The following is a 22,099-nucleotide window of genomic DNA, read 5'->3' as shown; positions in this document are numbered from 1 at the left end:
TACGTTGTGTTGTTGAGTTGGGGGGCGCTGGCGCCCCTTTTTTTATTCCGCGTTTGGCGCGACGCCATACTGCTTAAACCACGCCAGCATGCGCTGCCAGCCATCCTGTGCGGAATCGGCGTGGTAGCTCGGACGATAGTCGGCGTTAAAGGCGTGGCCAGCTTCCGGATACACCACAATCTCGGCTTTGGCATTGGCCGCGTGCAGAGCCTGGCGCATCTTATCGATGCTTTCCAATGGAATGCTTTCATCCTGGCCGCCATACAGGCCCAGCACCGGTGCATTCAAATCTACTGCAATATCAATAGGATGTTTCTGCTGCTTCAGCGTTTTCTCGCCCTCCAGGCGACCGTACCAGGCGGCGGCGGCGCGCACCTGCGGATTATGGGCGGCAAACAGCCAGCTGATGCGACCGCCCCAGCAGAAACCGGTGATCGCCAGACGACGGATATCGCCGCCGTGGCGCGCCGCCCAGTTGGCCACGTGGTCGAGATCCGACAGTACCTGCGAATCCGGCACTTTGCTCACCAGCTCTTTGAACAGGGTGGGGATATCGTGGTAATCGTTGGGATCGCCTTCGCGGAAATAGAGCTCCGGCGCCACGGCGAGATAGCCTTCCAGTGCCAGACGGCGGCACAGATCGCGGATGTGCTCGTGCACGCCGAAAATTTCCTGCACCACCAGCACGACCGGCAGCGTGCCGCTAAACTGTTGCGGACGAGCATAATAAGCCGGCAGGTTCTCACCCTGGCTCGGCACGGACGTCTCGCCCGCGTGAATGGCATCGCTGGCGGTAATGATGGTGCTGGCTGCGGTGGGCTGCACCGCTGGCGCAAAGCCGTCGGTGGCGGGTTTTTGTGCCATATTGTCTTCGGTTTTCATGGTTCTCTCCGTGCTAGCAAGTGCGCAATCACGTAACTATAGCCTGGCCTTACGGCAAGGCTGGCGTAGGGTACGGGGGATGGTTAACCTGGTCTGCTTCTCTATTAACACTGCCTTTTACGGTTACACAGCACCGCTTGTAGCAATTCAGCGCAGCAGACCGCTAATATGTGATTAGAGTCACACAATATTTTTAGTTCAATGTAACTTTCATTATTGATAGTGAATTCAGTCACATATTTATCCGGGCCGCTGACGTAAAGTGGCGCGCTTATTCCCCCTTATCTTCCAGGAGTCTGATATGGCCCAGTCTGACGTTTTCCACCTTGGCATCACCAAAGCCGATTTGAAAGGAGCCACGCTGGCGATTGTTCCTGGCGATCCGGAGCGCGTGAAGAAAATCGCGGCGCTGATGGAGAATCCACAGCACCTCGCGTCGCACCGTGAATTCACCACCTGGCTGGCGGAGATCGACGGCAAACCGGTGGTTGTCTGTTCCACCGGTATTGGCGGTCCGTCTACCTCTATCGCCGTTGAAGAGCTGGCGCAGCTGGGCGTGCGTACCTTCCTGCGTGTGGGTACCACCGGCGCGATTCAGCCACACATCAACGTGGGTGATGTGCTGGTGACCACCGCCTCGGTCCGTCTGGACGGTGCCAGCCTGCACTTTGCGCCGATGGAATTCCCGGCGGTGGCTGACTTCGCCTGCACCACCGCGCTGGTGGCCGCGGCAGAAGCCTGCGGCGCGACCACGCATATTGGTGTCACCGCCTCGTCAGACACCTTCTATCCTGGCCAGGAGCGCTACGACACCTTCTCCGGACGCGTGGTGAGCCGCTTCCAGGGCTCGATGAAAGAGTGGCAGCAAATGGGCGTGCTTAACTATGAGATGGAATCCGCTACACTGTTAACCATGTGCGCCAGTCAGGGACTGCGTGCCGGCATGGTGGCTGGCGTCATCGTGAATCGCACGCAAAAAGAGATCCCGGATGCGGCCACTATGAAGCAGACAGAAAGCGATGCGGTGAAAATTGTGGTGGATGCCGCGCGTCGCTTACTTTAGCGCGCCAGTCAGGGAATGATTTCGAGACCAGGCTTATAGGGAGCTCAGCAATTGCCTGATTAGAATGCGCGCAATTTCAGCCGATTCTGAGAAATTTCCTATGCGCAAAACGATCTCTGTCCCACGTCCGGGCTTTACCAGCCGTCCTGCTGCAATGCAGGCCCGCGTTGAGAGTGCCGCCGCGCGCTTTCGTCAGGCAATGGCCGCGTCAGATTATCCTCTGGCGCGCCAGTGCTGCGAAGAAGTGCTGCGCGTCATGCCTAACCAGATGCAGGTGCTCAGCGACTACGCGCTGACGCTGATGCGCGTCGGCGAACATAAAAAATCCTACAAGATTTACCAGAAAATCTATCAGGCACCGGCGGCGCAGCGCGCGCAGGCGTCGGAAACCTGGCTGGATGGCCTGACGGAAGTGTGTGGCTGGCTGGATAAGACAGATGAAGTGGCGCGTTATGGCCTGGAATCGCTCACCCAATCCGACGTGCGCTTCAGTCAGGGCGCGAAAGCGACTTTTCCCGCACCAGCTCCTGCGCCGATTAACCGCAGCAATCCGGCAGAAAATATCATCTCCTTCAGTCTGTACGGCGGTCAGCCGCGCTACTGCGAAACCCTGATTAAAAACGTTGAAGTGGCGCGCGAGCTCTATCCGGACTGGATGTGCCGCATCTATCTCGACGATAGTGTGCCGCAGCACGTGTGGCAGCGCCTGACCCAGCCAAACACCCAGCTGGTGGATATGTCGCAGGAGAAAACCATTTTCCCTACGCTGTGGCGTTTTCTGGTGATGGACGATGTCAGCGTAAAACGCTACATCGTGCGGGATGCGGATTCGCTGCTGTCAGAGCGCGAAGTCGCGGCCGTCGACGCCTGGCTGGCTTCGCCATTCTGGTTCCACCACATGCGCGATTATTATTCGCACACCGAGCTGTTACTGGCCGGCATGTGGGGCGGCTGTCACGGCGTGTTTCACAATGTGGAGCAGCAGATGCGCGACTTTATCGCGCAGTATGACGGCAGCGAGCGCTTTACCGACCAGTACTTCCTCAAGGTAGCGCTGTGGCCAACGGTGCGCGACAGCATCCTCAATCACGACGATATCTTTCACTTCCACCACGCGCAGCCGTGGCCGGCGCATGCGCCGATTCGCTGGCAGACCGACAGCTTCCACGTCGGCAGCAATGCCGGTTTCGCCAGCATGGCCGGCAAAGTGGCCAACGCCGAAAATGGCCAGCAGCAGGTGGAGCTGACCTACGGCGGCAACAGCTGGTGCTATCCGGCGAAGGTGAAAAGCGACAGCGAATGGGTGCTGCCGATGCCGTTTTTCCTGATTGACGCCTGGAAAGCCGGCGATCTGACCGTGCGCGCCCTGTAGTTGCCCGGACGGTGCCCATCGCGCCCGCGATAAAATCCGCGGGTTGCCATGAATGTTCTGGACATTCATACAGTGGCGCTCTACCTTCTCCTCAGCGAGACGATCCGCGGGGGGATTATGGATCAGCAACTTATCATCAGCGGCGCGCTGGCGCTGGCCGGTTTGGGCATTGGCTGGATTATTGCCCAGCTGCGCGCCGGCCATCAGCACGCCAGCTTCACCACTGAACGCCGCCTGCTGGAACAGGCGCAGCAGCGTCAGCAGCAGCAGCTGGAACAGCTGCAACAGCAACTGCAGCAGCGCGAACAGGAGCTGCGCCAGCTTCACGGCACGCTTAGCGGCGCGCAGGAGCGCCTGCAGCAGCTGGATTACTGGCGGGCCGAGAGTGAACAGCTCAGCCGCGAGCTGCGTAATCAGCTGGAAGTTAACAGCGCGCAGGAAGCCGAACTGCGGGAAGTCACCATTCGATTAGAAGAGACGCGTTTCGCCGCTGAGGAGAAGCAGCGTCTGCTGACTAACAGCGAACAGCGCCTGAGTGCGCAGTTTGAAAACCTCGCCAACCGAATCTTCGAAAACAGCGGAAAACGCGTCGACGAGCAGAACCGGCAGAGCCTCAATAGCCTGATCGGCCCGCTGCGCGAACAGCTGGACGGCTTTCGTCGCCAGGTCAACGATAGCTTCGGCCAGGAAGCGCGTGAACGCCACACGCTGGCGCACGAAATTCGCCAGTTGCAGCAGCTCAACGCGCAGATGGCGCAGGAAGCGATCAACCTCACCAAAGCGCTAAAGGGCGACAATAAAATTCAGGGCAACTGGGGCGAAGTGGTGCTCAGCCGGGTGCTGGAGGCCTCAGGCCTGCGCGAAGGCTACGAGTACCAGACCCAGGTCAGTGTGCAGCTGGAGCAGCAGGGCCGTATGCAACCGGATGTGATTGTGCGTCTGCCGCAGGGTAAAGATGTGGTGATTGACGCCAAAATGACGCTGATTGCCTATGAGCGCTACTTCAACGCCGACGATGAGCTGACGCGCGAGCAGGCGATTCAGGAGCACATCAACGCGGTGCGCGGCCATATCCGGCTGCTGGGGCGTAAAGATTATCAACAATTGCCCGGTTTACGCTCGCTGGATTATGTGCTGATGTTTATTCCGGTCGAACCGGCGTTTCTGCTGGCGATCGATCGTCAGCCGGAGCTGATCAGCGAAGCGCTGCAGCAAAACATTATGCTGGTCAGCCCGACCACGCTGCTGGTGGCGCTGCGCACCATCAATAATCTGTGGCGCTATGAGCATCAGAGCCGCAACGCGCAGCGCATCGCCGACCGCGCTGCGCGCTTGTACGACAAGATGCGGCTGTTTGTTGATGACATGAGTGGCATCGGGCATAGCCTCGACAAAGCGCAGCAGAGTTATCAGCTGGCGATGAAAAAGCTGGCGCAGGGGCGCGGCAATCTGATCGCCCAGAGTGAGTCGTTTCGTGCGCTTGGCGTGGAGATCAAACGGCCCATCAACCCGCAACTGGCAGAGCAGGCGCAGCCCGACGCGGCGGATGATACATGGGCCGATGACAGCGAGCCCGCTGAAAATGCGGCAGATTCTTCCGCCGCTTCCCTGCGCCGCATCAACGAATAACACGCCGGTGGCGTGCTCGGATCGCCCGACTCTGATACACTTCGGGAAGTATTGTTTGTGGAACAGGTAAAACCGATGGCAGATGAATCACAGCAGGAAACTACCCATTTTGGCTTTCAGACCGTCGCCAAAAGTGAAAAGGCCGATAAAGTCGCGGACGTGTTTCACTCCGTCGCGGCGAAATATGACCTGATGAACGATCTGATGTCGTTCGGCATCCATCGCGTCTGGAAGCGTTTTACCATCGACAGCAGCGGCGTGCGCCGCGGTCAGCGCGTCCTGGATCTGGCCGGCGGTACCGGCGATCTGACGGCAAAATTCTCGCGCCTGGTCGGTGAAACCGGTCAGGTGGTGCTGGCGGACATCAACAGCTCAATGCTGAAGATGGGACGCGAAAAGCTGCGCAATCTCGGCGTAACCGGCAACGTCAGCTACGTGCAGGCTAACGCAGAAGCGCTGCCGTTCCCGGATAACTACTTCGACTGCATCACCATCTCCTTCGGCCTGCGTAACGTGACCGAAAAAGAGAAGGCGCTGGCGTCGATGTTCCGCGTGCTCAAGCCGGGCGGCCGTCTGCTGGTGCTGGAGTTCTCTAAACCGGTTTTCGATCCGCTGAGCAAAGCCTACGACACTTACTCTTTCCACATTCTGCCGCGCATCGGCCAGCTGGTGGCAAAAGACGCGGAGAGCTATCGCTATCTGGCGGAGTCGATTCGTATGCATCCGGATCAGGAAACCCTGAAGGCGATGATGAACGACGCGGGCTTTGAAAATACCAGCTACTACAACATGACCGGCGGCATTGTGGCGCTGCATCGTGGCTTTAAGTTCTGATTAATCATGACTTTTACCCCTCTCATCACCGGCGGTCTTGAGACCGCCCTGAACCGTGTGTTGTACCGCGATCGCAGCCTGAAAACCGCACGCCAGCGTCTGGCCGGCAAAGTCCTGCTGCTGCGCCTGCAGGAGCTGGATTTTCCGCTGGTGCTGGTGTTCAGTGAAAACCAGCTGGATGTGCTGAGTGACTGGCAGGACCGCAGCGACTGCAGCGTCAGCCTGCGTTTCAGCACGCTGCCTAAGCTGCGCGATCGTCAGCAGCTGACCAGCCTGATTCGCAGCGGTGAGCTGGATGTGGAAGGCGATCTGCAGGTGGTACAGCAATTCTCCGCGCTGATGGATCTGGCTGAACTCGATCCGGCCGAATATCTCGCGCCGTGGGTGGGCGACATCGCGGCACAGGGCATCAGCCAGGCCGCTCAGCGTGCGCTGGCCCAGCTCAGACAGCAGGTCACCCGCCGTCAGGATTATCTGGGGCAGGTGCTGACCGAAGAGTGGCGCGTGGCACCGGGGGCGCTGGAGCAGGCGTGGTTTTGTGAGGAGGTAGAAGCGATGGAACGTGCGCTTAATGCGTTTGAGGCGCGTTTGGCACAGCTGGAGGCGAAATGACGCTGGGAGAAATTCGGCGCTTATACTTCATTATCAAAGTTTTTCTGACCTACGGGCTGGATGAACTGATTCCGCATATGCGCATTACGCTGCCGCTGCGGCTGTGGCGACGCTGTGTTTTCTGGATCCCCAACCGGCACAAAGAAGCTGAGATGGGCATCCGTCTGCGTCTGGCCATGGAGCAGCTCGGTCCGGTTTGGATCAAGTTCGGTCAGATGCTCTCGACGCGCCGCGACCTGTTCCCGCCGAAAATTGCCGATGAGCTGGCGATTCTGCAGGACCGTGTGGCGCCGTTCGATGGCGTGAAAGCCAAAGCGCAGATTGAGCGTTCGATTGGCGGCCCGGTAGAAACCTGGTTCGACGACTTCGATATCAAACCGCTGGCATCGGCTTCGATCGCCCAGGTGCATACCGCGACGCTGAAATCCAACGGCCGCGAAGTGGTGATCAAAGTGATTCGCCCGGATATCCTGCCGGTGATCAAAGCTGACATGAAGCTGATTTACCGCCTGGCGCGCTGGGTGCCACGTCTGCTGCCGGACGGTCGCCGTCTGCGTCCGATGGAAGTGGTGCGCGACTACGAAAAAACGCTGATTGATGAACTCAATCTGCTGCGTGAAGCTGCCAATGCGATTCAGCTGCGCCGCAACTTCGACCAGAGCCGCATGCTGTACGTGCCGGAAGTGTTCTCCGACTACTGCAGCGAAACCATGCTGGTAATGGAGCGCATTTACGGCATTCCTATCTCCGACGTTGCCACGCTGGAGCAGCACGGCGTCAACATGAAGCTGCTGGCCGAACGCGGCGTACAGGTGTTCTTCACCCAGGTGTTCCGCGACAGCTTCTTCCACGCCGATATGCATCCCGGCAACATCTTCGTCAGCTACGAGCATCCGGAAGATCCGCAGTATATCGGCATTGACTGCGGCATCGTTGGCTCGCTGAACAAAGAAGATAAGCGCTACCTGGCGGAAAATTTCATCGCCTTCTTCAACCGCGACTACCGCAAAGTGGCCGAGCTGCATGTCGACTCGGGCTGGGTACCGCCGGATACCAACGTGGAAGATTTTGAGTTCGCGATCCGCACCGTGTGCGAGCCGATTTTCGAAAAGCCGCTGGCGGAAATCTCCTTTGGTCACGTGCTGCTCAATCTGTTCAACACCGCGCGCCGTTTCAATATGGAAGTGCAGCCGCAGCTGGTGCTGCTGCAGAAGACCCTGCTGTACATCGAGGGCATCGGCCGTCAGCTCTATCCGCAGCTCGATCTGTGGAAAACCGCCAAGCCGTTCCTGGAGGACTGGATTAAGGATCAGATCGGCATTCCGGCCATCCTGCGGGCGGTGAAAGAGAAGGCGCCGTTCTGGGCGGAGAAACTGCCGGAGCTGCCGGAGCTTTTTTACGACAGTATGCGCCAGCACAAGTTATTGCAGCACAGTGTCGATAAACTCGTCACCGATTTAAACGCGCAGCGCACCCGGCATCATCAGGCACGTTATCTGTTTGGCGTCGGGGCTACACTGTTATTAAGTGGCACCGCCGTGCTGTTGAGCCGGCCTGACTGGGACTTCTTCCCGGCACTGTTAATGGCCGCCGGCATCGTCACCTGGCTCATCGGCTGGCGCAAGACAAACTGATTGTCTGCCTGGTGCAAATCGCGTAATGTCGCAGGCTTAAGTCCGGGTAAAAACGGACTTTCTGTGCGTTACAGTTAACCGTTTTTCACAGAATATTAGAGGCATATCTCATGGGCGGTATCAGTATTTGGCAATTGTTAATCATTGCCGTCATTGTTGTACTTCTGTTCGGTACCAATAAGCTTCGTAACCTGGGTTCGGATTTAGGCTCTTCCATTCGCGGCTTCAAAAAAGCCATGAGCGATGAAGACGATAAAAAGGATCAACCGAAAGAGCAGGACGCTGACTTCAACGCCAAACTGGCAGACAAACAGCACACCCCGGCGAGCAAAGACGACGCCCGGGACAAGTAAGGTAAAACTGTGTTCGATATTGGTTTTAGTGAACTGGTATTGGTGTTCGTGATCGGGCTGATTGTACTGGGCCCGCAGCGCTTACCGGTTGCGGTGAAAACCGTTGTTGGCTGGATCCGGGCCATTCGCTCGCTGGCTGCTAATGTGCAGAACGAACTGGCCCAGGAGCTGAAACTGCAGGAGCTGCAGGACAGCCTGAAAAAGGTCGAAGAGGCAGGACGTGGCACGCTGTCGCCGGAGCTGAAGCAATCCATGGAAGAGCTGCGTAAAACCGCGGACTCCATGAAGCGCTCGGTGCAGCAGAGCATCGATATCGAAAAAGCGGAAGATGAAGCCAACACCATTCATCAGCCGCCCGCTGCTGCGCCACAGCCCGCTGCCGCACCGCAGCCCGCTGAGCCGCACAGCGTTGTGACGCCGGCCAGCGCGGCGCATCAGGCCAGCGCCCCGGCGCAGGCGCCGCAGCCTGCACCAGCCACCAGCCACACCGATTCCGTCGCGCCTGCGACCACTCCTCCCGTAAAAGATGAACGATAAACATGGCCGTTGAAGATACCCAACCGCTCATCAGCCACCTGATTGAGCTGCGCAAGCGTCTGCTGAACTGCATCATCGCGGTGTTTGTTATCTTCCTGTGTCTGGTTTACTTCGCCAACGACATCTATCACGCGGTGGCAGCGCCGCTGATTAGCCAGATGCCCGCCGGTGCCAGCATGATCGCCACGGACGTGGCCTCACCGTTCTTTACGCCGATCAAACTGACCATCATTGTGTCGGTGTTTCTTGCGGTGCCGGTGATTCTTTATCAGGTCTGGGCGTTTGTCGCCCCCGCGCTGTATCGCCATGAGCGCCGCCTGGTGATGCCGCTGCTGTTCTCCAGTACGCTGCTGTTTTACGTCGGCGTGGCCTTTGCCTACTTCATTGTGTTCCCGCTGGCATTTGGCTTCTTCGCCAAAACCGCGCCGCAGGGCGTCACCATCGCCACGGACATCACCAACTACCTCGACTTTGTCATGACGCTGTTCATGGCGTTTGGCGTGGCGTTTGAGGTACCGATTGCCATCGTGCTGCTGTGCTGGACCGGCATTACCAGCCCGGACGATCTGAAAAAGAAACGGCCGTATATTCTGGTCGGCGCGTTTGTGGTTGGGATGTTGCTCACACCGCCGGACGTTTTCTCGCAAACTTTGCTCGCTATTCCGATGTACTGCCTGTTTGAAGTCGGCGTATTCTTCTCCCGCTACTATGTGGGTAAAGGACGTCAGGCGGCAGACGATGAGGAACAGAACCCCGACGCCTGATGTCTTTTATGCAGGGCATCCCGCTGATGGGGTGATGATGAATCTTAACCGCCCGCCTGCCGGGCGGTTTTTCTATCCGTCGCTTTAAGACGGAATGGGGAGCAAACATGTTTGATATCGGTGTAAACCTGACCAGCACGCAATTCGCAAAAGATCGCGATCAGGTGGTAAAACGCGCGCGCGAAGCAGGCGTCACCGGCCTGTTAATTACCGGCACCAATGCCCTGGAGAGCCAGCAGGCGCGTCAGCTGGCGACCCGGCACGCGGGCTACTGCTGGTCGACCGCCGGCGTGCACCCGCATCATGCCAGCGAGTGGTCGGCGGAAACCGCCAGTACGCTGCGCCGCCTGGCTGACAGCGAGCAGGTGGTCGCGATTGGTGAATGCGGGCTCGACTTCAACCGGAACCTTTCCGCGCACGAGCAGCAGGAGTACGCGTTTGATGCGCAGCTCCAGCTGGCGGCGGAACTGCAGCTGCCGGTGTTTTTACACTGTCGTGAGGCACATGAACGTTTTCTGGCGGTGCTGCAGCCGTGGCTGCCGAAACTGGTGGGCGCGGTGGTGCACTGTTTTACCGGCACGCGTGACGAGCTGGAAGCCTGCCTGGCGCTGGGGTTATCGGTGGGCATTACCGGCTGGGTGTGCGATGAACGGCGCGGAATGGCGCTGCGTGACATGCTGCCGCTGATTCCAACAGATCGTCTGCTGCTGGAGACCGACGCGCCCTATCTGCTGCCGCGCGATATGCGTCCGCGTCCGACCTCGCGCCGTAACGAACCCTGCTTTCTGCCGCATATCGTTCAGCAGGTGGCGCACTGGCGTGGTGAACAGCCAGACGCACTGGCGGCACGCGTCGACCACAACGCACGTCAGCTATTCAGGCTGGCTTAAACCTTACGGAACTGCTTGTTGTCCACGCTGCGCATCACCTGTTTATTCAGCAGGTTAAGCAGCAGGATTGAGCGGGTTTCACCATCGGGCTCGGCAAAGATAGCGCGCAGCCCTTCAAAGGTGCCGTCGGTGATCAGCACTTCATCACCGACCTGCGGCGTTTCCGGATCCAGCAGGATCTGCGGCGCATCGGTTTGCAGCGCTTCGATCACTTCATACGGCACCGTCGCGGGCATGGCGCCAAAGCGCACAAAGTGGCTGACGCCGCGCGTGCTGCTGATGGTGGTGGTGTGAATCGCTTCCGGATCGAATTCGATAAACAGATAGTTGGGAAACAGCGGCTCACTCACGGTGGTGCGTTTGCCGCGCACAATCTTCTCCAGAGCGATCATCGGGCTGAGGCAATTCACCTCCTGCCGCTCAAGATGCTCCTTCGCGCGCAACAGCTGACCACGTTTGCAATAGAGTAAGTACCAGGATTCCATAACTGCTCCCAAATAATGGACGCTAAGAATAACAAACCTGTTGTCAGAGTTATAGCGCATCGGCGGCCGGAAACCCGGTCACAGAAGAAAAATCTCTACGAATTTTCCGATTGGTGCGGCGAACTAACGCTTTTCAGCAAGAAAATTGACGTCTGGCGATCATCTGTATCAGACTGCCAACCCATTAGACGAAGAAAAAGGACGGGCTGATGGAACTGTTTTTACTGAGCAATGGCAAAGTGGCCGACGATGCGCCGCTGCTGAGCTATGCGCATCCGCAGCTGCACGCGATGATTGCCCAGCGCGGTATCACCTCGGCGGTGCTGGTGCCCTACGCCATTATTCGTGACGATCATGCCCAGCGTGCGCAGGCGTTGTCTCAGTCACTGGGCATTCCGGTGCGCACGGTACACGAGTTCGAGACACCGGTTGCGGCCATTGAGCAGGCGGAGCTGATTCTGGTGAGCGGCGGCAATACCTGGCTGCTGAACCAGATGCTGCACGAGCAGGGGCTGATCGTGGCGATTCAGCGCGCAGTGCGCGAGCGCGATGTCCCTTACGTTGGCTGGAGCGCGGGCTGCAACGTGGCGACACCGTCGATTCGCACCACCAATGATATGCCGGTACGCAGCAGCGTGGTGCTGCCTGCGCTGGGGCTGTTCCCGGTGCAAATCAATCCTCACTATCTTGATGCGCACGTCAGCGGCCATATGGGCGAAACCCGTGATGAGCGTCTGGCCGAATTCTGCGCGGTGAATCCGCAGGAGTCGGTGATTGCGCTGCGGGAAGCCAGCTTCCTGCACGTCAGTGAGAACCGTCTGCGCTACTACAGTGCGCGCGGTGAAGATTTCAAAGTGTTCCGTCACGGTGAAGCGATTGCCGCTTATCACGATGTGCTGGCCCTGCAGTCGCTGGTGCCGTTTTCCTGTCAGCCCGCCTGACGCAGAAACTCAAACACGCTGGCGTGAACAAACTTATAATGACGCTTCACTCTGGCCGGAAGACTAACGCCGCATGAAATATCAGGATTTACGAGACTTTCTCGCGCTGCTGGAACAGCGCGGCGAGTTAAAGCGCATCACTCAGGAGATCGATCCTGTCCTTGAGATGACCGAAATCGCCGACCGCACGCTGCGGGCCGGTGGCCCGGCGCTGCTGTTTGAAAACCCGAAGGGCTACAGCATGCCGGTGCTGTGCAACCTGTTTGGCACGCCGAAGCGCGTGGCAATGGGTATGGGCCAGGAAGAGGTCAGCGCGCTGCGCGAAGTGGGTAAGCTGCTGGCGTTTCTGAAAGAGCCGGAGCCGCCGAAAGGGTTCCGCGATCTGTTCGATAAGATGCCGCAGTTCAAACAGGTGCTGAACATGCCGACCAAACGGCTGCGTAATGCGCCGTGTCAGGAAGAGATTTTCAGTGGTGACGAGGTCGATCTGGCGCGCATCCCGGTCATGAAATGCTGGCCGGGCGATGCGGCGCCGCTGATTACCTGGGGATTAACCGTCTCGCGCGGACCGCATAAAGAGCGGCAGAATCTCGGCATTTATCGTCAGCAGGTGATTGGTAAAAATCGGGTGATTATGCGCTGGCTGTCGCATCGCGGTGGCGCGCTGGATTTCCAGGAGTGGTGCAAAGCACATCCCGGTGAACGCTTCCCGGTAGCGGTGGCGCTGGGCGCCGATCCGGCCACCATTCTTGGCGCGGTGACGCCAGTGCCGGATACGCTATCGGAATATGCGTTTGCCGGTCTGCTGCGCGGCAACAAAACCGAGGTGGTGAAGTGCGTCTCGAACGATCTGGAAGTGCCGGCCAGCGCCGAAATCGTGCTGGAAGGCTACATCGAACCGGGTGACATGGCGCCGGAAGGGCCGTACGGCGATCACACCGGCTACTACAATGAAGTAGACAGCTTCCCGGTGTTTACCGTGACGCACGTGACCCAGCGGCGCAACCCGATTTACCACTCCACCTACACCGGCCGTCCGCCGGATGAGCCCGCGGTACTGGGCGTGGCGCTGAACGAAGTGCTGGTGCCGATTCTGATCAAACAGTTCCCGGAGATTGTGGATTTCTATCTGCCGCCGGAAGGCTGCTCTTATCGCCTCGCGGTAGTGACGATTAAAAAACAGTATGCCGGTCACGCCAAGCGCGTGATGTTCGGCGTGTGGTCGTTCCTGCGCCAGTTTATGTACACCAAGTTTGTGATTGTGTGTGACGATGACGTCAACGCGCGTGACTGGAACGACGTGATTTGGGCCATCACCACGCGGATGGATCCGGCGCGCGATACGGTACTGGTAGAAAACACGCCGATTGACTATCTCGACTTCGCTTCGCCGGTTTCCGGACTTGGCTCGAAGATGGGACTGGATGCCACCAACAAGTGGCCGGGTGAAACCCAGCGTGAATGGGGGACGCCGATTGTGAAAGATCCTGCGGTTACGGCGCGTATTGATGCAATCTGGGATGAGTTAGCGATCTTTGCCGAGCCGCCGCAGCGCTGATGGCGGCTGAGAACCATAAAAAAGGGCACCTATGACGACGTTAAGCTGCAAAGTGACTTCGGTTGAAGCAATTACGGACACGGTTTACCGCGTGCGGTTAATTCCGGCGGCGGATTTTAGCTTCCGCGCCGGCCAGTATCTGATGGTGGTGATGGATGAGCGCGACAAGCGCCCGTTTTCGCTGGCATCGACGCCAATGGAAAAGGACATCATTGAGCTGCACATTGGTGCCTCAGAGCTGAACCTGTACGCCATGGCGGTGATGGATCGCATCAAAAACGATCGGCAGATCACCGTGGATATGCCGCACGGCGACGCCTGGCTGCGTGAAGACAGCGCGCGGCCGATTGTGCTGATTGCCGGCGGCACCGGCTTCTCCTATGCGCGTTCGATTCTGCTGACCGCGCTGGCGCAGCAGCCAGATCGCGATATCGCTATCTACTGGGGCGGCCGCGAGCTGAGACATCTGTACGATCTGGATGAACTCAATGCGCTGGCGGTGAAGCATCCGAACCTGAAAGTGATTCCGGTGGTGGAGCAGCCGGCGGAGGACTGGCAGGGACGCAGCGGCACGGTGCTGACCGCGGTGATGCAGGATTATGCCAGCCTGAGCGGACACGATATCTATATTGCTGGCCGGTTTGAGATGGCAAAAATTGCCCGCGAGCGCTTCTGTGCCGAACGTGGTGCGTTAGAAGCGCAGATGTATGGCGATGCGTTTGCCTTTATCTGATGTGTGATGCGGTGCGCATGCACGTGCCGCTGCAAAAAAAGCCCGCCCGGTTGGGCGGGAACACGTGCAAGTGTAGTGGTCAACGTATTAAACCCGTTCGAATACCGTCGCGATGCCCTGGCCTAAGCCAATGCACATGGTTGCCAGACCAAACTGTGCATCGCGTCGCTCCATCAGATTCAGCAACGTGGTGCTGATACGCGCGCCGGAACATCCCAGCGGATGCCCGAGGGCGATTGCGCCGCCGTTAAGGTTCACCTTCTCATCCAGCTGCTCCAGCAGCCCTAAATCTTTCAGGCACGGCAGCGTCTGCGCGGCGAAGGCTTCGTTGAGTTCGAACAGATCGATATCCTGCACGCTCAGCCCGGCGCGCTTCAGCGCCAGCTTACTGGCCGGTACCGGACCGTAACCCATGATCGACGGATCGCAGCCAACCACCGCCATGCTGCGGATGCGTGCGCGCGGCGACAGCCCCAGTTCGCGCGCGCGGCTTTCGCTCATGATCAGCATGGCGGCCGCGCCGTCGGACAGCGCCGACGAACTGCCGGCGGTAACCGTGCCGTTGACCGGATCGAACGCCGGACGCAGCGCGGCTAAGCCTTCAAGGCTGGTGTCTTCGCGAATCACTTCATCGCTGTCATAGCGTTTCAGCACGCCATCGGCATCGTGGCCGTAGGTCGGCACGATTTCGCGTTTGAAATCACCGCGCTGAGTGGCGGCCGCAGCGCGCTGGTGTGAACGCAGCGCGAAGGCGTCCTGCTGTTCACGGTTGATGTGGTGCATGCGCGCCAGCATCTCGGCGGTCAGCCCCATCATGCCCGCCGCTTTCGCCACGGTGCGCCCCAGGCCGGGATGAAAATCCACGCCGTGGTTCATCGGTACGTGGCCCATATGTTCCACGCCGCCAATCAGACAGCTGTGGGCATCGCCGACCATAATCGCGCGCGCCGCATCGTGCAGCGCCTGCATGGACGAGCCGCACAGGCGATTGACGGTGCTGGCCGGCACGCGATGCGGGATCTCCGCCAGCAGCGCGGCGTTGCGGGCGATATTAAAGCCCTGTTCCAGCGTCTGCTGCACGCAGCCCCAGATAATGTCATCCAGCGCGGCGGCATCGACGGCCGGATTGCGGCTGAGGAGTTCGCGCATCAGATGGGCGGAGAGATCCTCGGCGCGCACCTGGCGAAAGGCGCCGCCTTTGGAACGGCCCATCGGCGTGCGCACGGCATCAACAATCACTACGTTTTCCATGTTCATTACCTCAGGCAGTTTGCAGCGCCGCTGCGTCAATCGGTTGAGCGACGGGATACCAGCTCTGATGCTGGTGGGCTTTCTGAACCAGCAACTCAGGCAGCGCGTACAGCGGGCCGAGCGCGAGGTAGCGTTTAGCCTGATCGACGACATTGCTGATGCCCAGCGTGTCCATATAGCGGAACGCGCCACCGCGGAACGGCGGGAAGCCTAAGCCATACACCAGCGCCATATCCGCCTCGGCGGGGGAAGCGATGATGTTTTCTTCGAGGCAGCGCACCACTTCGTTGAGCATCGGCAGCATCATGCGGTTGGCGATCTCTTCATCGCTGAATACCCGCTTCGGTTCACATACCGGCTCCAGCAGCGCATCGACCTCCACATCGGCGCGCTTCTGCGCTTTGCCTTTTTTGTCCTGTTCCCAGCGGTAAAAGCCCTGGCCATTTTTCTGGCCGTAGCGTTTGGCTTCAAACAGCACATCAATGGCATCGCGGTAATCTTTCTGCATCCGCGACGGGAAGCCCTGCGCCATCACCTGTTGCGCATGATGCGCGGTATCAATGCCCACCACGTCCAGCAGCCACGCCGGCCCCATCGGCCAGCCAAACTGCTTCTCCATCACTTTATCGATCTGGCGGAAGTCCGCGCCGTCGCGCAGTAGCAGGCTGAAGGCGGCAAAGTAGGGGAACAGCACGCGGTTCACAAAGAAGCCGGGACAGTCATTCACCACAATCGGTGTTTTGCCCATCTTGCTGGCCCACGCCACCACTTTGCTGATGGTGGCTTCAGAGGTTTGCGTACCGCGAATCACTTCGACCAGCGGCATACGCGGCACCGGATTAAAGAAGTGCATGCCGCAGAAATTTTGCGGACGCTGCAGCGCCTGCGCCAGCTGGCTGATTGGAATGGTGGAGGTATTCGAGGCCAGCACGGCATCATCCCGCAGCTGCTGCTCGGTTTCAGCCAGCACTTTGGCTTTGATTTGCGGGTTCTCGACCACCGCTTCGACCACCACATCGGCGCGATCAAAGCCGCTGTAATCCAGCGTCGGCTGAATGCTCGCCAGCACGCTCGCCAGCCTGGTACCATCGATTTTGCCGCGCTCCAGCTGCTTATTAAGCAGCTTACTGGCTTCATTCATGCCCAGCGTCAGCGCCTGCGGATTAATATCTTTCATCTTCACCGGCACGCCTTTCCAGGCCGACTGCCAGGCGATCCCGCCGCCCATGATGCCTGCGCCGAGTACCGCCGCCTGCTCTGGCGTGCCGGCCGCGCTGCTGTGTTTTTTCGCCAGGCCTTTTACGTACTGGTCATTGAGGAAGATGCCGACCAGCGCGCGTGCCACATCACTCTGCGCCAGCGGCACAAAAGCAGCGGTTTCCAGCTTCAGCGCATCATCACGACCTAAGCCCGCTGCCGCTTCGATGGTTCGCACCGCGGCGATCGGCGCCGGATAGTGTTTACCGGCGGTTTGCTGCACCATGCTTTTGGCGAGGGTAAAACTCATCGCAGCTTCAATCGGACTCAGCTTAAGCGGTGCCAGCTTCGGCGCACGACGCGCCTGCCAGCTGCCCTGGGCTATGGCATCCTGCAGCATGGTCAGCGCCGCGCTGCGCAGCTTCTCGCTGCTGACCACCGCATCCACCAGACCGAGCTTCAGCGCGCCCGGGCCATCAATATCTTTACCGGCGGCGATGATCTCCAGCGCGCTGTCGGCACCGAGCAGGCGCGGCAGACGCACGCTGCCGCCGAAGCCCGGCATGATGCCGAGTTTGGTTTCCGGCAGGCCAATGCGCGCGGTGGGCGTGGCCACGCGGAAGTCGGTCGCCAGCACACACTCGCAGCCCCCGCCCAGCGCGTAGCCGTCAATGGCGGCGATGGTTGGCACCGGCAAATCTTCCAGACGATTAAAGATGCTGTTGGCGAATGTCAGCCACTGGCTGAGCTGCTCAGCGGGCGCATCAAACAGCGACAGGAATTCTGTGATATCCGCCCCGACAATAAACGCCGGTTTGGCGGAAGAGAGCAGCAGGCCGCGCAGCGTGCTTTGCTGCTCCAGTACGCTCAGCGCCTCGCCTAAGGCGGCGACGGTTTTGGTATCAAGTTTGTTCACCGAACCGGGCGCATCAAAAACCAGCTCGGCGATGCCATCGTCAAGCCAGTGCACTGAAAGGGTATCGCCTTGGTAGAGCATGTCCGTCTCCTGAAACGCGAAAGGTGATCTGGTCATACCAGATGATCAGGAGTGTGGGTGTCATGTTAATTTTTTGCAAACGAGAGTTTGCTTATTTGATACGGCGATCACAGCGCGCGCAGCACGGCATCCCCCGCGCGGCTGTGCTACACTGCCGCCACTTTCGCGACATCGGAGACAAGTCCATGGATTCACTGAAAACCCTGTATCACGCGCATATCTCAACGCTGCAGCAGCGTGCGCAACAGGTGCTGGCGCGCTTTAAGCTGGACGCCATGCTGATTCATTCAGGCGAGTTGCTGACCGTATTTCTTGACGATCATGACTATCCGTTTAAGGTGAATCCCCAGTTTAAAGCCTGGGTACCAGTGACGCAGGTGCCCAACTGCTGGCTGTGGATCGATGGCGTGAATAAACCCAAACTGTGGTTCTACTCGCCGGTCGATTACTGGCACAACGTCGAGCCACTGCCGGACAGCTTCTGGACCCAGGATGTCGAGGTCATCGGCCTGAAAAACGCTGACGATATCGCTCAGCTGTTGCCGGCACAGCGCGACAATGTGGCCTATATCGGGCCGGTACCGTCCCGCGCCACCCAACTGGGCATCCGCAGCGAGGGGATCAATCCTCAGGGCGTCATCGACTTCCTGCATTATCATCGCAGCATCAAAACCGATTACGAGCTGGCCTGTATGCGCGAAGCGCAGAAGCTGGCGGTGGCAGGCCATCGCGCAGCGAAAGAGGCGTTCTTCTCCGGCATGAGCGAGTTTGATATCAATCTTGCCTATCTGACCGCCACCGGCCACCGTGACATTGATGTACCGTATGGCAATATCATCGCGCTGAATGAACATGCTGCGGTGTTGCACTACACCCGGCTTGACCATCAGCCGCCGGCGAAACGTCACAGCTTCCTGATTGATGCCGGCGCAGAGTATCTTGGCTATGCGGCAGACCTGACGCGCAGCTACGCGGCGCAGAGCAAAACGCGCTACGCGGAAATGGTTGCTGCGATGAATAAAGAAGAGCTGGCGCTGATCGCCACGCTGAAAGCCGGCGTGCGCTATACCGATTACCATCTGCAAATGCATCAGCGTATCGCGCGTCTGCTGCTGAAGTTTGAACTGGTGCAGGGGCTGAGCGAAGAGACGCTGGTGGCGGAAAACCTCACCGGGCCGTTTATGCCGCACGGCCTCGGCCATCCGCTGGGCCTGCAGGTGCACGACGTTGCCGGGTTTATGCAGGACGACAGCGGCACGCATCTGGCAGCGCCATCGCAGTATCCTTATCTGCGCTGTACGCGGGTGCTGCAGCCGGGCATGGTGCTGACCATTGAACCGGGCTTCTATATTATCGATTCACTGCTGGCGCCGCTGCGCAGCGGTAAGTTTAGTCAGCACTTTGACTGGCAGGCGATTGATGCCCTGAAGCCGTACGGGGGCATTCGTATTGAGGATAATGTGGTGATTCACGCCAGCCGCATCGAAAACATGACGCGTGACTTGCATCTGGCCTGATGGACGCTTACGACATTCCCGCTGAGGCCGTCAGTCTCAGCGAGGAGACCATCAAAAAGAGCCGCTTTATTACCCTGCTGGCGCATACCGATGGGGTGGCCGCTGCGCGCGCCTTTGTGCAGCAGGTAAAGCACGAACATCCGACCGCGCGGCATCACTGCTGGGCCTGGGTGGCGGGCGCGCCCGATGATTCACAACAGCTGGGGTTTTCTGACGATGGCGAACCCTCCGGCACGGCCGGTAAGCCGATGCTGGCGCAGCTGATGGGCAGCGGCGTGGGCGAGATCACCGCCGTGGTGGTGCGCTATTATGGCGGTATCATGCTGGGCACCGGCGGGCTGGTAAAAGCCTACGGTGGCGGCGTGCAGCAGGGGCTGAAGCTGCTGGCGCGCCAGCGTAAAGTGCCGATGCAACGTTTTACCCTGCAGTGTGACTATGCGCAGCTGAGCGATATAGAGCGCCTGCTGCAGCGTTTTGACGGCAGCATTGAACAGAGCCATTATCAGGATCGCATTACGCTACGTCTGGCGTTGCCCCATCCGCAGATTGATGGCTTCAGGCAAAACCTTTCTGATTACAGCCGGGGCGCTTTGGCGCTGATCCCGCTGGACAACTAACCGCATCTGTTTAAAGGAAACGGCTGAATGCATTTTCGCGCCATTACCCGCATCGTGGGCCTGCTGGTGATTCTGTTCTCGGTAACCATGATCCTGCCTGGCTTAGTGGCCCTGATTTATCGCGACGGTGCCGGGCGCGCGTTCAGTCAGACGTTTATGATGGCGATCGTCATCGGTTCGCTGCTGTGGTGGCCCAACCGCAAACAAAAAAGTGAGCTGAAACCGCGTGAAGGCTTTCTGATTGTGGTGCTGTTCTGGACCGTGCTGGGCAGCGTGGGGGCAATGCCGTTTATCTTCGCCGAGCAGCCACATCTGTCGGTGACCGACGCCTTCTTCGAATCGTTCTCTGGCTTAACCACCACCGGTGCCACCACGTTGGTGGGGCTCGACTCGCTGCCCAAAGCGATTCTGTTCTATCGTCAGATGCTGCAGTGGCTTGGCGGCATGGGGATCATTGTGCTGGCGGTGGCCATTCTGCCGATTCTTGGCGTCGGTGGTATGCAGCTGTATCGCGCCGAAATGCCGGGGCCGCTGAAAGATAACAAAATGCGCCCGCGCATTGCCGAAACGGCGAAAACCCTGTGGCTGATTTATGTGCTGCTGACGGTGGCCTGTGCGTTGGCGCTGTGGCTGGCGGGCATGCCGATGTTTGATGCTATCGGCCACAGCTTCTCGACCATCGCCATCGGCGGTTTTTCTACCCATGATGCCAGCATCGGCTACTTCAATAGCCCGACCATTAATACCATCGTGGCGATTTTCCTGCTGATCTCCGGCTGTAACTACGGCCTGCACTTCTCGTTGCTCAGCGGGCGAAACCTGAAAGTCTACTGGCGCGATCCGGAATTCCGCATGTTCATTGGCGTGCAGCTGACGCTGGTGCTGATTTGTACCCTGGTGCTGTGGTTCCATAATGTCTATTCCAGCGGCTGGCAAACCCTCAATCAGGCGTTTTTCCAGGTGGTATCGATGGCGACGACGGCGGGCTTTACCACCGACAGTATTGCGCGTTGGCCGCTGTTCCTGCCGGTGCTGCTGCTGTGTTCAGCCTTTATCGGCGGTATGGCGGGTTCGACAGGCGGTGGCCTGAAGGTGATTCGCATTCTGCTGCTGTGCAAGCAGGGGTCGCGCGAACTGAAACGCCTGGTGCATCCCAATGCGGTCTATACCATTAAACTGGGGAACCGAGCACTGCCGGAACGTATTCTCGAAGCAGTGTGGGGCTTTTTCTCGGCTTACGCGCTGGTGTTTCTGGTCAGCATGCTGGCGATTATCGCCACCGGTGTGGATGACTTCTCGGCCTTCGCCGCGGTGGCGGCGACGCTGAATAACCTTGGCCCGGGTCTGGGTGTGGTGGCAGATAACTTCACGTCGATGAATGATGTCGCCAAGTGGATTTTAATCTCCACCATGCTGTTTGGACGCCTTGAAGTGTTCACGCTGCTGGTGCTGTTCACGCCCACCTTCTGGCGCGAATAATAAAACAGGAATGAGTGATGAAAGCGTTAATTCTTTATTCCAGCCGTGACGGGCAAACCCGCGAAATCGCGGCGCGTATTGCCCGCACGCTGACACCGCAGCAGCTGTGTGATGTGCTGGATCTGGCGCAGGCACCGCAGGTGGAGTGGGCACAGTATGATCGCGTGCTGATTGGCGCCTCGATTCGCTATGGTCACTTCCAGCCCGAGCTGATGAAATTCGTCACGCAATATAAGGCGGAACTGCAGCAGCGCGTCAGCGGCTTTTTCAGCGTCAATCTTACTGCGCGTAAAGCCGATAAGTGCACGCCGGAAACCAATGCCTATACGCGTAAGTTCCTGGCGCAGTCACCGTGGCAACCGGATCGCTGTGCGGTGTTTGCCGGTGCGCTGCGCTATCCACGCTATCGCTGGTTCGATCGCATCATGATTCAGTTCATTATGCGTATGACCGGCGGCGAAACGGATACCACCAAAGAAGTTGAATACACTGACTGGGAGAAAGTCACGCGTTTTGCCCAGGATTTCGCACAGTTACCAGGCAAATTGCCGCAAAATAACGCGTAGTGGTGAAATTTAGGCCGAACGATCATTTTTTTGCAATAAACCCTTGTCAGCCAGAATTAACTCCCTATAATGCGCCACCACTGAGACGGCAAAGCGGCAACGCAGACGGCTCAGCAGGGCGTGAAGCGATTCACCCCGCCGGAGAAAAACGCTGAAAAAAGTGTTTGACTCTGAAGGAGGAAAGCGTA

21 protein-coding genes are annotated in these 22,099 nt (G+C 58.7%); 17 read left to right on the top strand and 4 right to left on the bottom strand.

Going from position 1 to position 22,099, the window contains the following annotated elements; genetic code table 11:
- Positions 1 to 42 precede the first annotated feature (42 nt).
- Positions 43 to 882 carry a dienelactone hydrolase family protein gene (locus F3J41_RS20910; RefSeq protein ID WP_166712311.1) on the bottom strand — a complete coding sequence of 280 codons (840 nt, stop codon included), beginning with the start codon at positions 880 to 882 and terminating at the stop codon, positions 43 to 45.
- A 301-nt stretch (positions 883 to 1,183) separates the two neighbouring features.
- On the opposite strand from F3J41_RS20910, the gene udp reads away from it, so the two are divergent.
- From udp to tatD, 10 genes are all read left to right on the top strand, one after another.
- The gene (udp, locus tag F3J41_RS20905) at positions 1,184 to 1,945 is read left to right on the top strand and encodes a uridine phosphorylase (protein ID WP_021506952.1); all 762 of its coding nucleotides are present in this window, start codon (positions 1,184 to 1,186) and stop codon (positions 1,943 to 1,945) included.
- 100 nt (positions 1,946 to 2,045) lie between these two features.
- Positions 2,046 to 3,317: a tetratricopeptide repeat protein gene (locus F3J41_RS20900; RefSeq protein WP_166712309.1), complete on the top strand. Its 1,272-nt coding sequence runs from the start codon at positions 2,046 to 2,048 to the stop codon at positions 3,315 to 3,317.
- Between the two features lie 117 nt (positions 3,318 to 3,434).
- Positions 3,435 to 4,946: a DNA recombination protein RmuC gene (rmuC, locus tag F3J41_RS20895; RefSeq protein WP_021506950.1), complete on the top strand. Its 1,512-nt coding sequence runs from the start codon at positions 3,435 to 3,437 to the stop codon at positions 4,944 to 4,946.
- A 75-nt stretch (positions 4,947 to 5,021) separates the two neighbouring features.
- A complete protein-coding gene (gene ubiE, locus F3J41_RS20890) occupies positions 5,022 to 5,780 on the top strand; it encodes a bifunctional demethylmenaquinone methyltransferase/2-methoxy-6-polyprenyl-1,4-benzoquinol methylase UbiE (protein WP_021506949.1) in 759 nt (252 codons plus the stop codon).
- A 6-nt stretch (positions 5,781 to 5,786) separates the two neighbouring features.
- Entirely contained in the window at positions 5,787 to 6,392 is a 606-nt protein-coding gene (locus F3J41_RS20885; RefSeq protein ID WP_058758122.1) for an SCP2 domain-containing protein, read from the top strand.
- Entirely contained in the window at positions 6,389 to 8,026 is a 1,638-nt protein-coding gene (gene ubiB, locus F3J41_RS20880) for a ubiquinone biosynthesis regulatory protein kinase UbiB (protein WP_021506947.1), read from the top strand. The genes F3J41_RS20885 and ubiB overlap by 4 nt, the downstream gene beginning before the upstream one ends.
- Positions 8,027 to 8,136: 110 nt before the next feature.
- Complete coding sequence (gene tatA / locus F3J41_RS20875; RefSeq protein ID WP_166712307.1) at positions 8,137 to 8,379, top strand: Sec-independent protein translocase subunit TatA; 243 nt, start codon at positions 8,137 to 8,139, stop codon at positions 8,377 to 8,379.
- Positions 8,380 to 8,388: 9 nt separating this feature from the next.
- Positions 8,389 to 8,916, top strand: a complete 528-nt coding sequence (tatB, locus tag F3J41_RS20870; protein WP_021506946.1) for a Sec-independent protein translocase protein TatB — start codon at positions 8,389 to 8,391, stop codon at positions 8,914 to 8,916.
- A gap of 2 nt (positions 8,917 to 8,918) precedes the next feature.
- Positions 8,919 to 9,680, top strand: coding sequence for a Sec-independent protein translocase subunit TatC (gene tatC / locus F3J41_RS20865; RefSeq protein WP_021506945.1), 762 nt, complete (start codon positions 8,919 to 8,921; stop codon positions 9,678 to 9,680).
- Between the two features lie 107 nt (positions 9,681 to 9,787).
- On the top strand, positions 9,788 to 10,570 hold the full coding sequence (gene tatD, locus F3J41_RS20860; protein WP_125310340.1) for a 3'-5' ssDNA/RNA exonuclease TatD: 783 nt from the start codon (positions 9,788 to 9,790) through the stop codon (positions 10,568 to 10,570).
- On the opposite strand, the gene rfaH is transcribed toward tatD, so the two are convergent.
- Positions 10,567 to 11,055: a transcription/translation regulatory transformer protein RfaH gene (gene rfaH / locus F3J41_RS20855; RefSeq protein ID WP_031279607.1), complete on the bottom strand. Its 489-nt coding sequence runs from the start codon at positions 11,053 to 11,055 to the stop codon at positions 10,567 to 10,569. The genes tatD and rfaH overlap by 4 nt on opposite strands.
- A gap of 209 nt (positions 11,056 to 11,264) precedes the next feature.
- On the opposite strand from rfaH, the gene pepE reads away from it, so the two are divergent.
- The 3 genes from pepE to fre all read left to right on the top strand — a co-directional run bounded on the left by pepE (position 11,265) and on the right by fre (position 14,287).
- Positions 11,265 to 11,996, top strand: coding sequence for a dipeptidase PepE (gene pepE, locus F3J41_RS20850; RefSeq protein ID WP_058758126.1), 732 nt, complete (start codon positions 11,265 to 11,267; stop codon positions 11,994 to 11,996).
- 73 nt (positions 11,997 to 12,069) lie between these two features.
- Entirely contained in the window at positions 12,070 to 13,554 is a 1,485-nt protein-coding gene (gene ubiD, locus F3J41_RS20845; RefSeq protein WP_021506941.1) for a 4-hydroxy-3-polyprenylbenzoate decarboxylase, read from the top strand.
- A 31-nt stretch (positions 13,555 to 13,585) separates the two neighbouring features.
- On the top strand, positions 13,586 to 14,287 hold the full coding sequence (gene fre, locus F3J41_RS20840) for an NAD(P)H-flavin reductase (protein WP_021506940.1): 702 nt from the start codon (positions 13,586 to 13,588) through the stop codon (positions 14,285 to 14,287).
- Between the two features lie 87 nt (positions 14,288 to 14,374).
- On the opposite strand, the gene fadA is transcribed toward fre, so the two are convergent.
- Positions 14,375 to 15,538 carry an acetyl-CoA C-acyltransferase FadA gene (gene fadA, locus F3J41_RS20835; RefSeq protein ID WP_166712305.1) on the bottom strand — a complete coding sequence of 388 codons (1,164 nt, stop codon included), beginning with the start codon at positions 15,536 to 15,538 and terminating at the stop codon, positions 14,375 to 14,377.
- A gap of 10 nt (positions 15,539 to 15,548) precedes the next feature.
- Positions 15,549 to 17,732, bottom strand: a complete 2,184-nt coding sequence (gene fadB / locus F3J41_RS20830; protein WP_166712303.1) for a fatty acid oxidation complex subunit alpha FadB — start codon at positions 17,730 to 17,732, stop codon at positions 15,549 to 15,551.
- Between the two features lie 185 nt (positions 17,733 to 17,917).
- Between fadB and pepQ the strand changes: the two genes are divergently transcribed.
- Genes pepQ through hemG form a run of 4 tightly spaced genes read left to right on the top strand, consistent with a single transcriptional unit; the run spans position 17,918 to position 21,911 of the window.
- Complete coding sequence (gene pepQ / locus F3J41_RS20825; protein ID WP_058758128.1) at positions 17,918 to 19,249, top strand: Xaa-Pro dipeptidase; 1,332 nt, start codon at positions 17,918 to 17,920, stop codon at positions 19,247 to 19,249.
- The gene (locus tag F3J41_RS20820) at positions 19,249 to 19,866 is read left to right on the top strand and encodes an IMPACT family protein (RefSeq protein ID WP_021506936.1); all 618 of its coding nucleotides are present in this window, start codon (positions 19,249 to 19,251) and stop codon (positions 19,864 to 19,866) included. Before pepQ ends, F3J41_RS20820 begins: the two co-directional genes overlap by 1 nt.
- Positions 19,867 to 19,893: 27 nt before the next feature.
- Entirely contained in the window at positions 19,894 to 21,345 is a 1,452-nt protein-coding gene (gene trkH / locus F3J41_RS20815; protein WP_021506935.1) for a Trk system potassium transporter TrkH, read from the top strand.
- 17 nt (positions 21,346 to 21,362) lie between these two features.
- Entirely contained in the window at positions 21,363 to 21,911 is a 549-nt protein-coding gene (gene hemG / locus F3J41_RS20810; protein ID WP_152391449.1) for a menaquinone-dependent protoporphyrinogen IX dehydrogenase, read from the top strand.
- The last annotated feature ends 188 nt before the right edge of the window (positions 21,912 to 22,099 follow it).

The organism is Pantoea sp. Ap-870 (assembly GCF_011752515.1).
GTDB classification, from domain to species: Bacteria; Pseudomonadota; Gammaproteobacteria; order Enterobacterales; family Enterobacteriaceae; genus Pantoea; species Pantoea dispersa.
This window is presented reverse-complemented; position numbering and strand designations above follow the sequence as displayed.

Coding starts and splice junctions, on each gene's coding strand:
- F3J41_RS20910 (WP_166712311.1), bottom strand. CDS start 882: ATGAAAACCGAAGACAATATGGCACAAAAACCCGCCACCGACGGCTTT.
- udp (WP_021506952.1), top strand. CDS start 1,184: ATGGCCCAGTCTGACGTTTTCCACCTTGGCATCACCAAAGCCGATTTG.
- F3J41_RS20900 (WP_166712309.1), top strand. CDS start 2,046: ATGCGCAAAACGATCTCTGTCCCACGTCCGGGCTTTACCAGCCGTCCT.
- rmuC (WP_021506950.1), top strand. CDS start 3,435: ATGGATCAGCAACTTATCATCAGCGGCGCGCTGGCGCTGGCCGGTTTG.
- ubiE (WP_021506949.1), top strand. CDS start 5,022: ATGGCAGATGAATCACAGCAGGAAACTACCCATTTTGGCTTTCAGACC.
- F3J41_RS20885 (WP_058758122.1), top strand. CDS start 5,787: ATGACTTTTACCCCTCTCATCACCGGCGGTCTTGAGACCGCCCTGAAC.
- ubiB (WP_021506947.1), top strand. CDS start 6,389: ATGACGCTGGGAGAAATTCGGCGCTTATACTTCATTATCAAAGTTTTT.
- tatA (WP_166712307.1), top strand. CDS start 8,137: ATGGGCGGTATCAGTATTTGGCAATTGTTAATCATTGCCGTCATTGTT.
- tatC (WP_021506945.1), top strand. CDS start 8,919: ATGGCCGTTGAAGATACCCAACCGCTCATCAGCCACCTGATTGAGCTG.
- tatD (WP_125310340.1), top strand. CDS start 9,788: ATGTTTGATATCGGTGTAAACCTGACCAGCACGCAATTCGCAAAAGAT.
- rfaH (WP_031279607.1), bottom strand. CDS start 11,055: ATGGAATCCTGGTACTTACTCTATTGCAAACGTGGTCAGCTGTTGCGC.
- pepE (WP_058758126.1), top strand. CDS start 11,265: ATGGAACTGTTTTTACTGAGCAATGGCAAAGTGGCCGACGATGCGCCG.
- ubiD (WP_021506941.1), top strand. CDS start 12,070: ATGAAATATCAGGATTTACGAGACTTTCTCGCGCTGCTGGAACAGCGC.
- fre (WP_021506940.1), top strand. CDS start 13,586: ATGACGACGTTAAGCTGCAAAGTGACTTCGGTTGAAGCAATTACGGAC.
- fadA (WP_166712305.1), bottom strand. CDS start 15,538: ATGGAAAACGTAGTGATTGTTGATGCCGTGCGCACGCCGATGGGCCGT.
- fadB (WP_166712303.1), bottom strand. CDS start 17,732: ATGCTCTACCAAGGCGATACCCTTTCAGTGCACTGGCTTGACGATGGC.
- pepQ (WP_058758128.1), top strand. CDS start 17,918: ATGGATTCACTGAAAACCCTGTATCACGCGCATATCTCAACGCTGCAG.
- F3J41_RS20820 (WP_021506936.1), top strand. CDS start 19,249: ATGGACGCTTACGACATTCCCGCTGAGGCCGTCAGTCTCAGCGAGGAG.
- trkH (WP_021506935.1), top strand. CDS start 19,894: ATGCATTTTCGCGCCATTACCCGCATCGTGGGCCTGCTGGTGATTCTG.
- hemG (WP_152391449.1), top strand. CDS start 21,363: ATGAAAGCGTTAATTCTTTATTCCAGCCGTGACGGGCAAACCCGCGAA.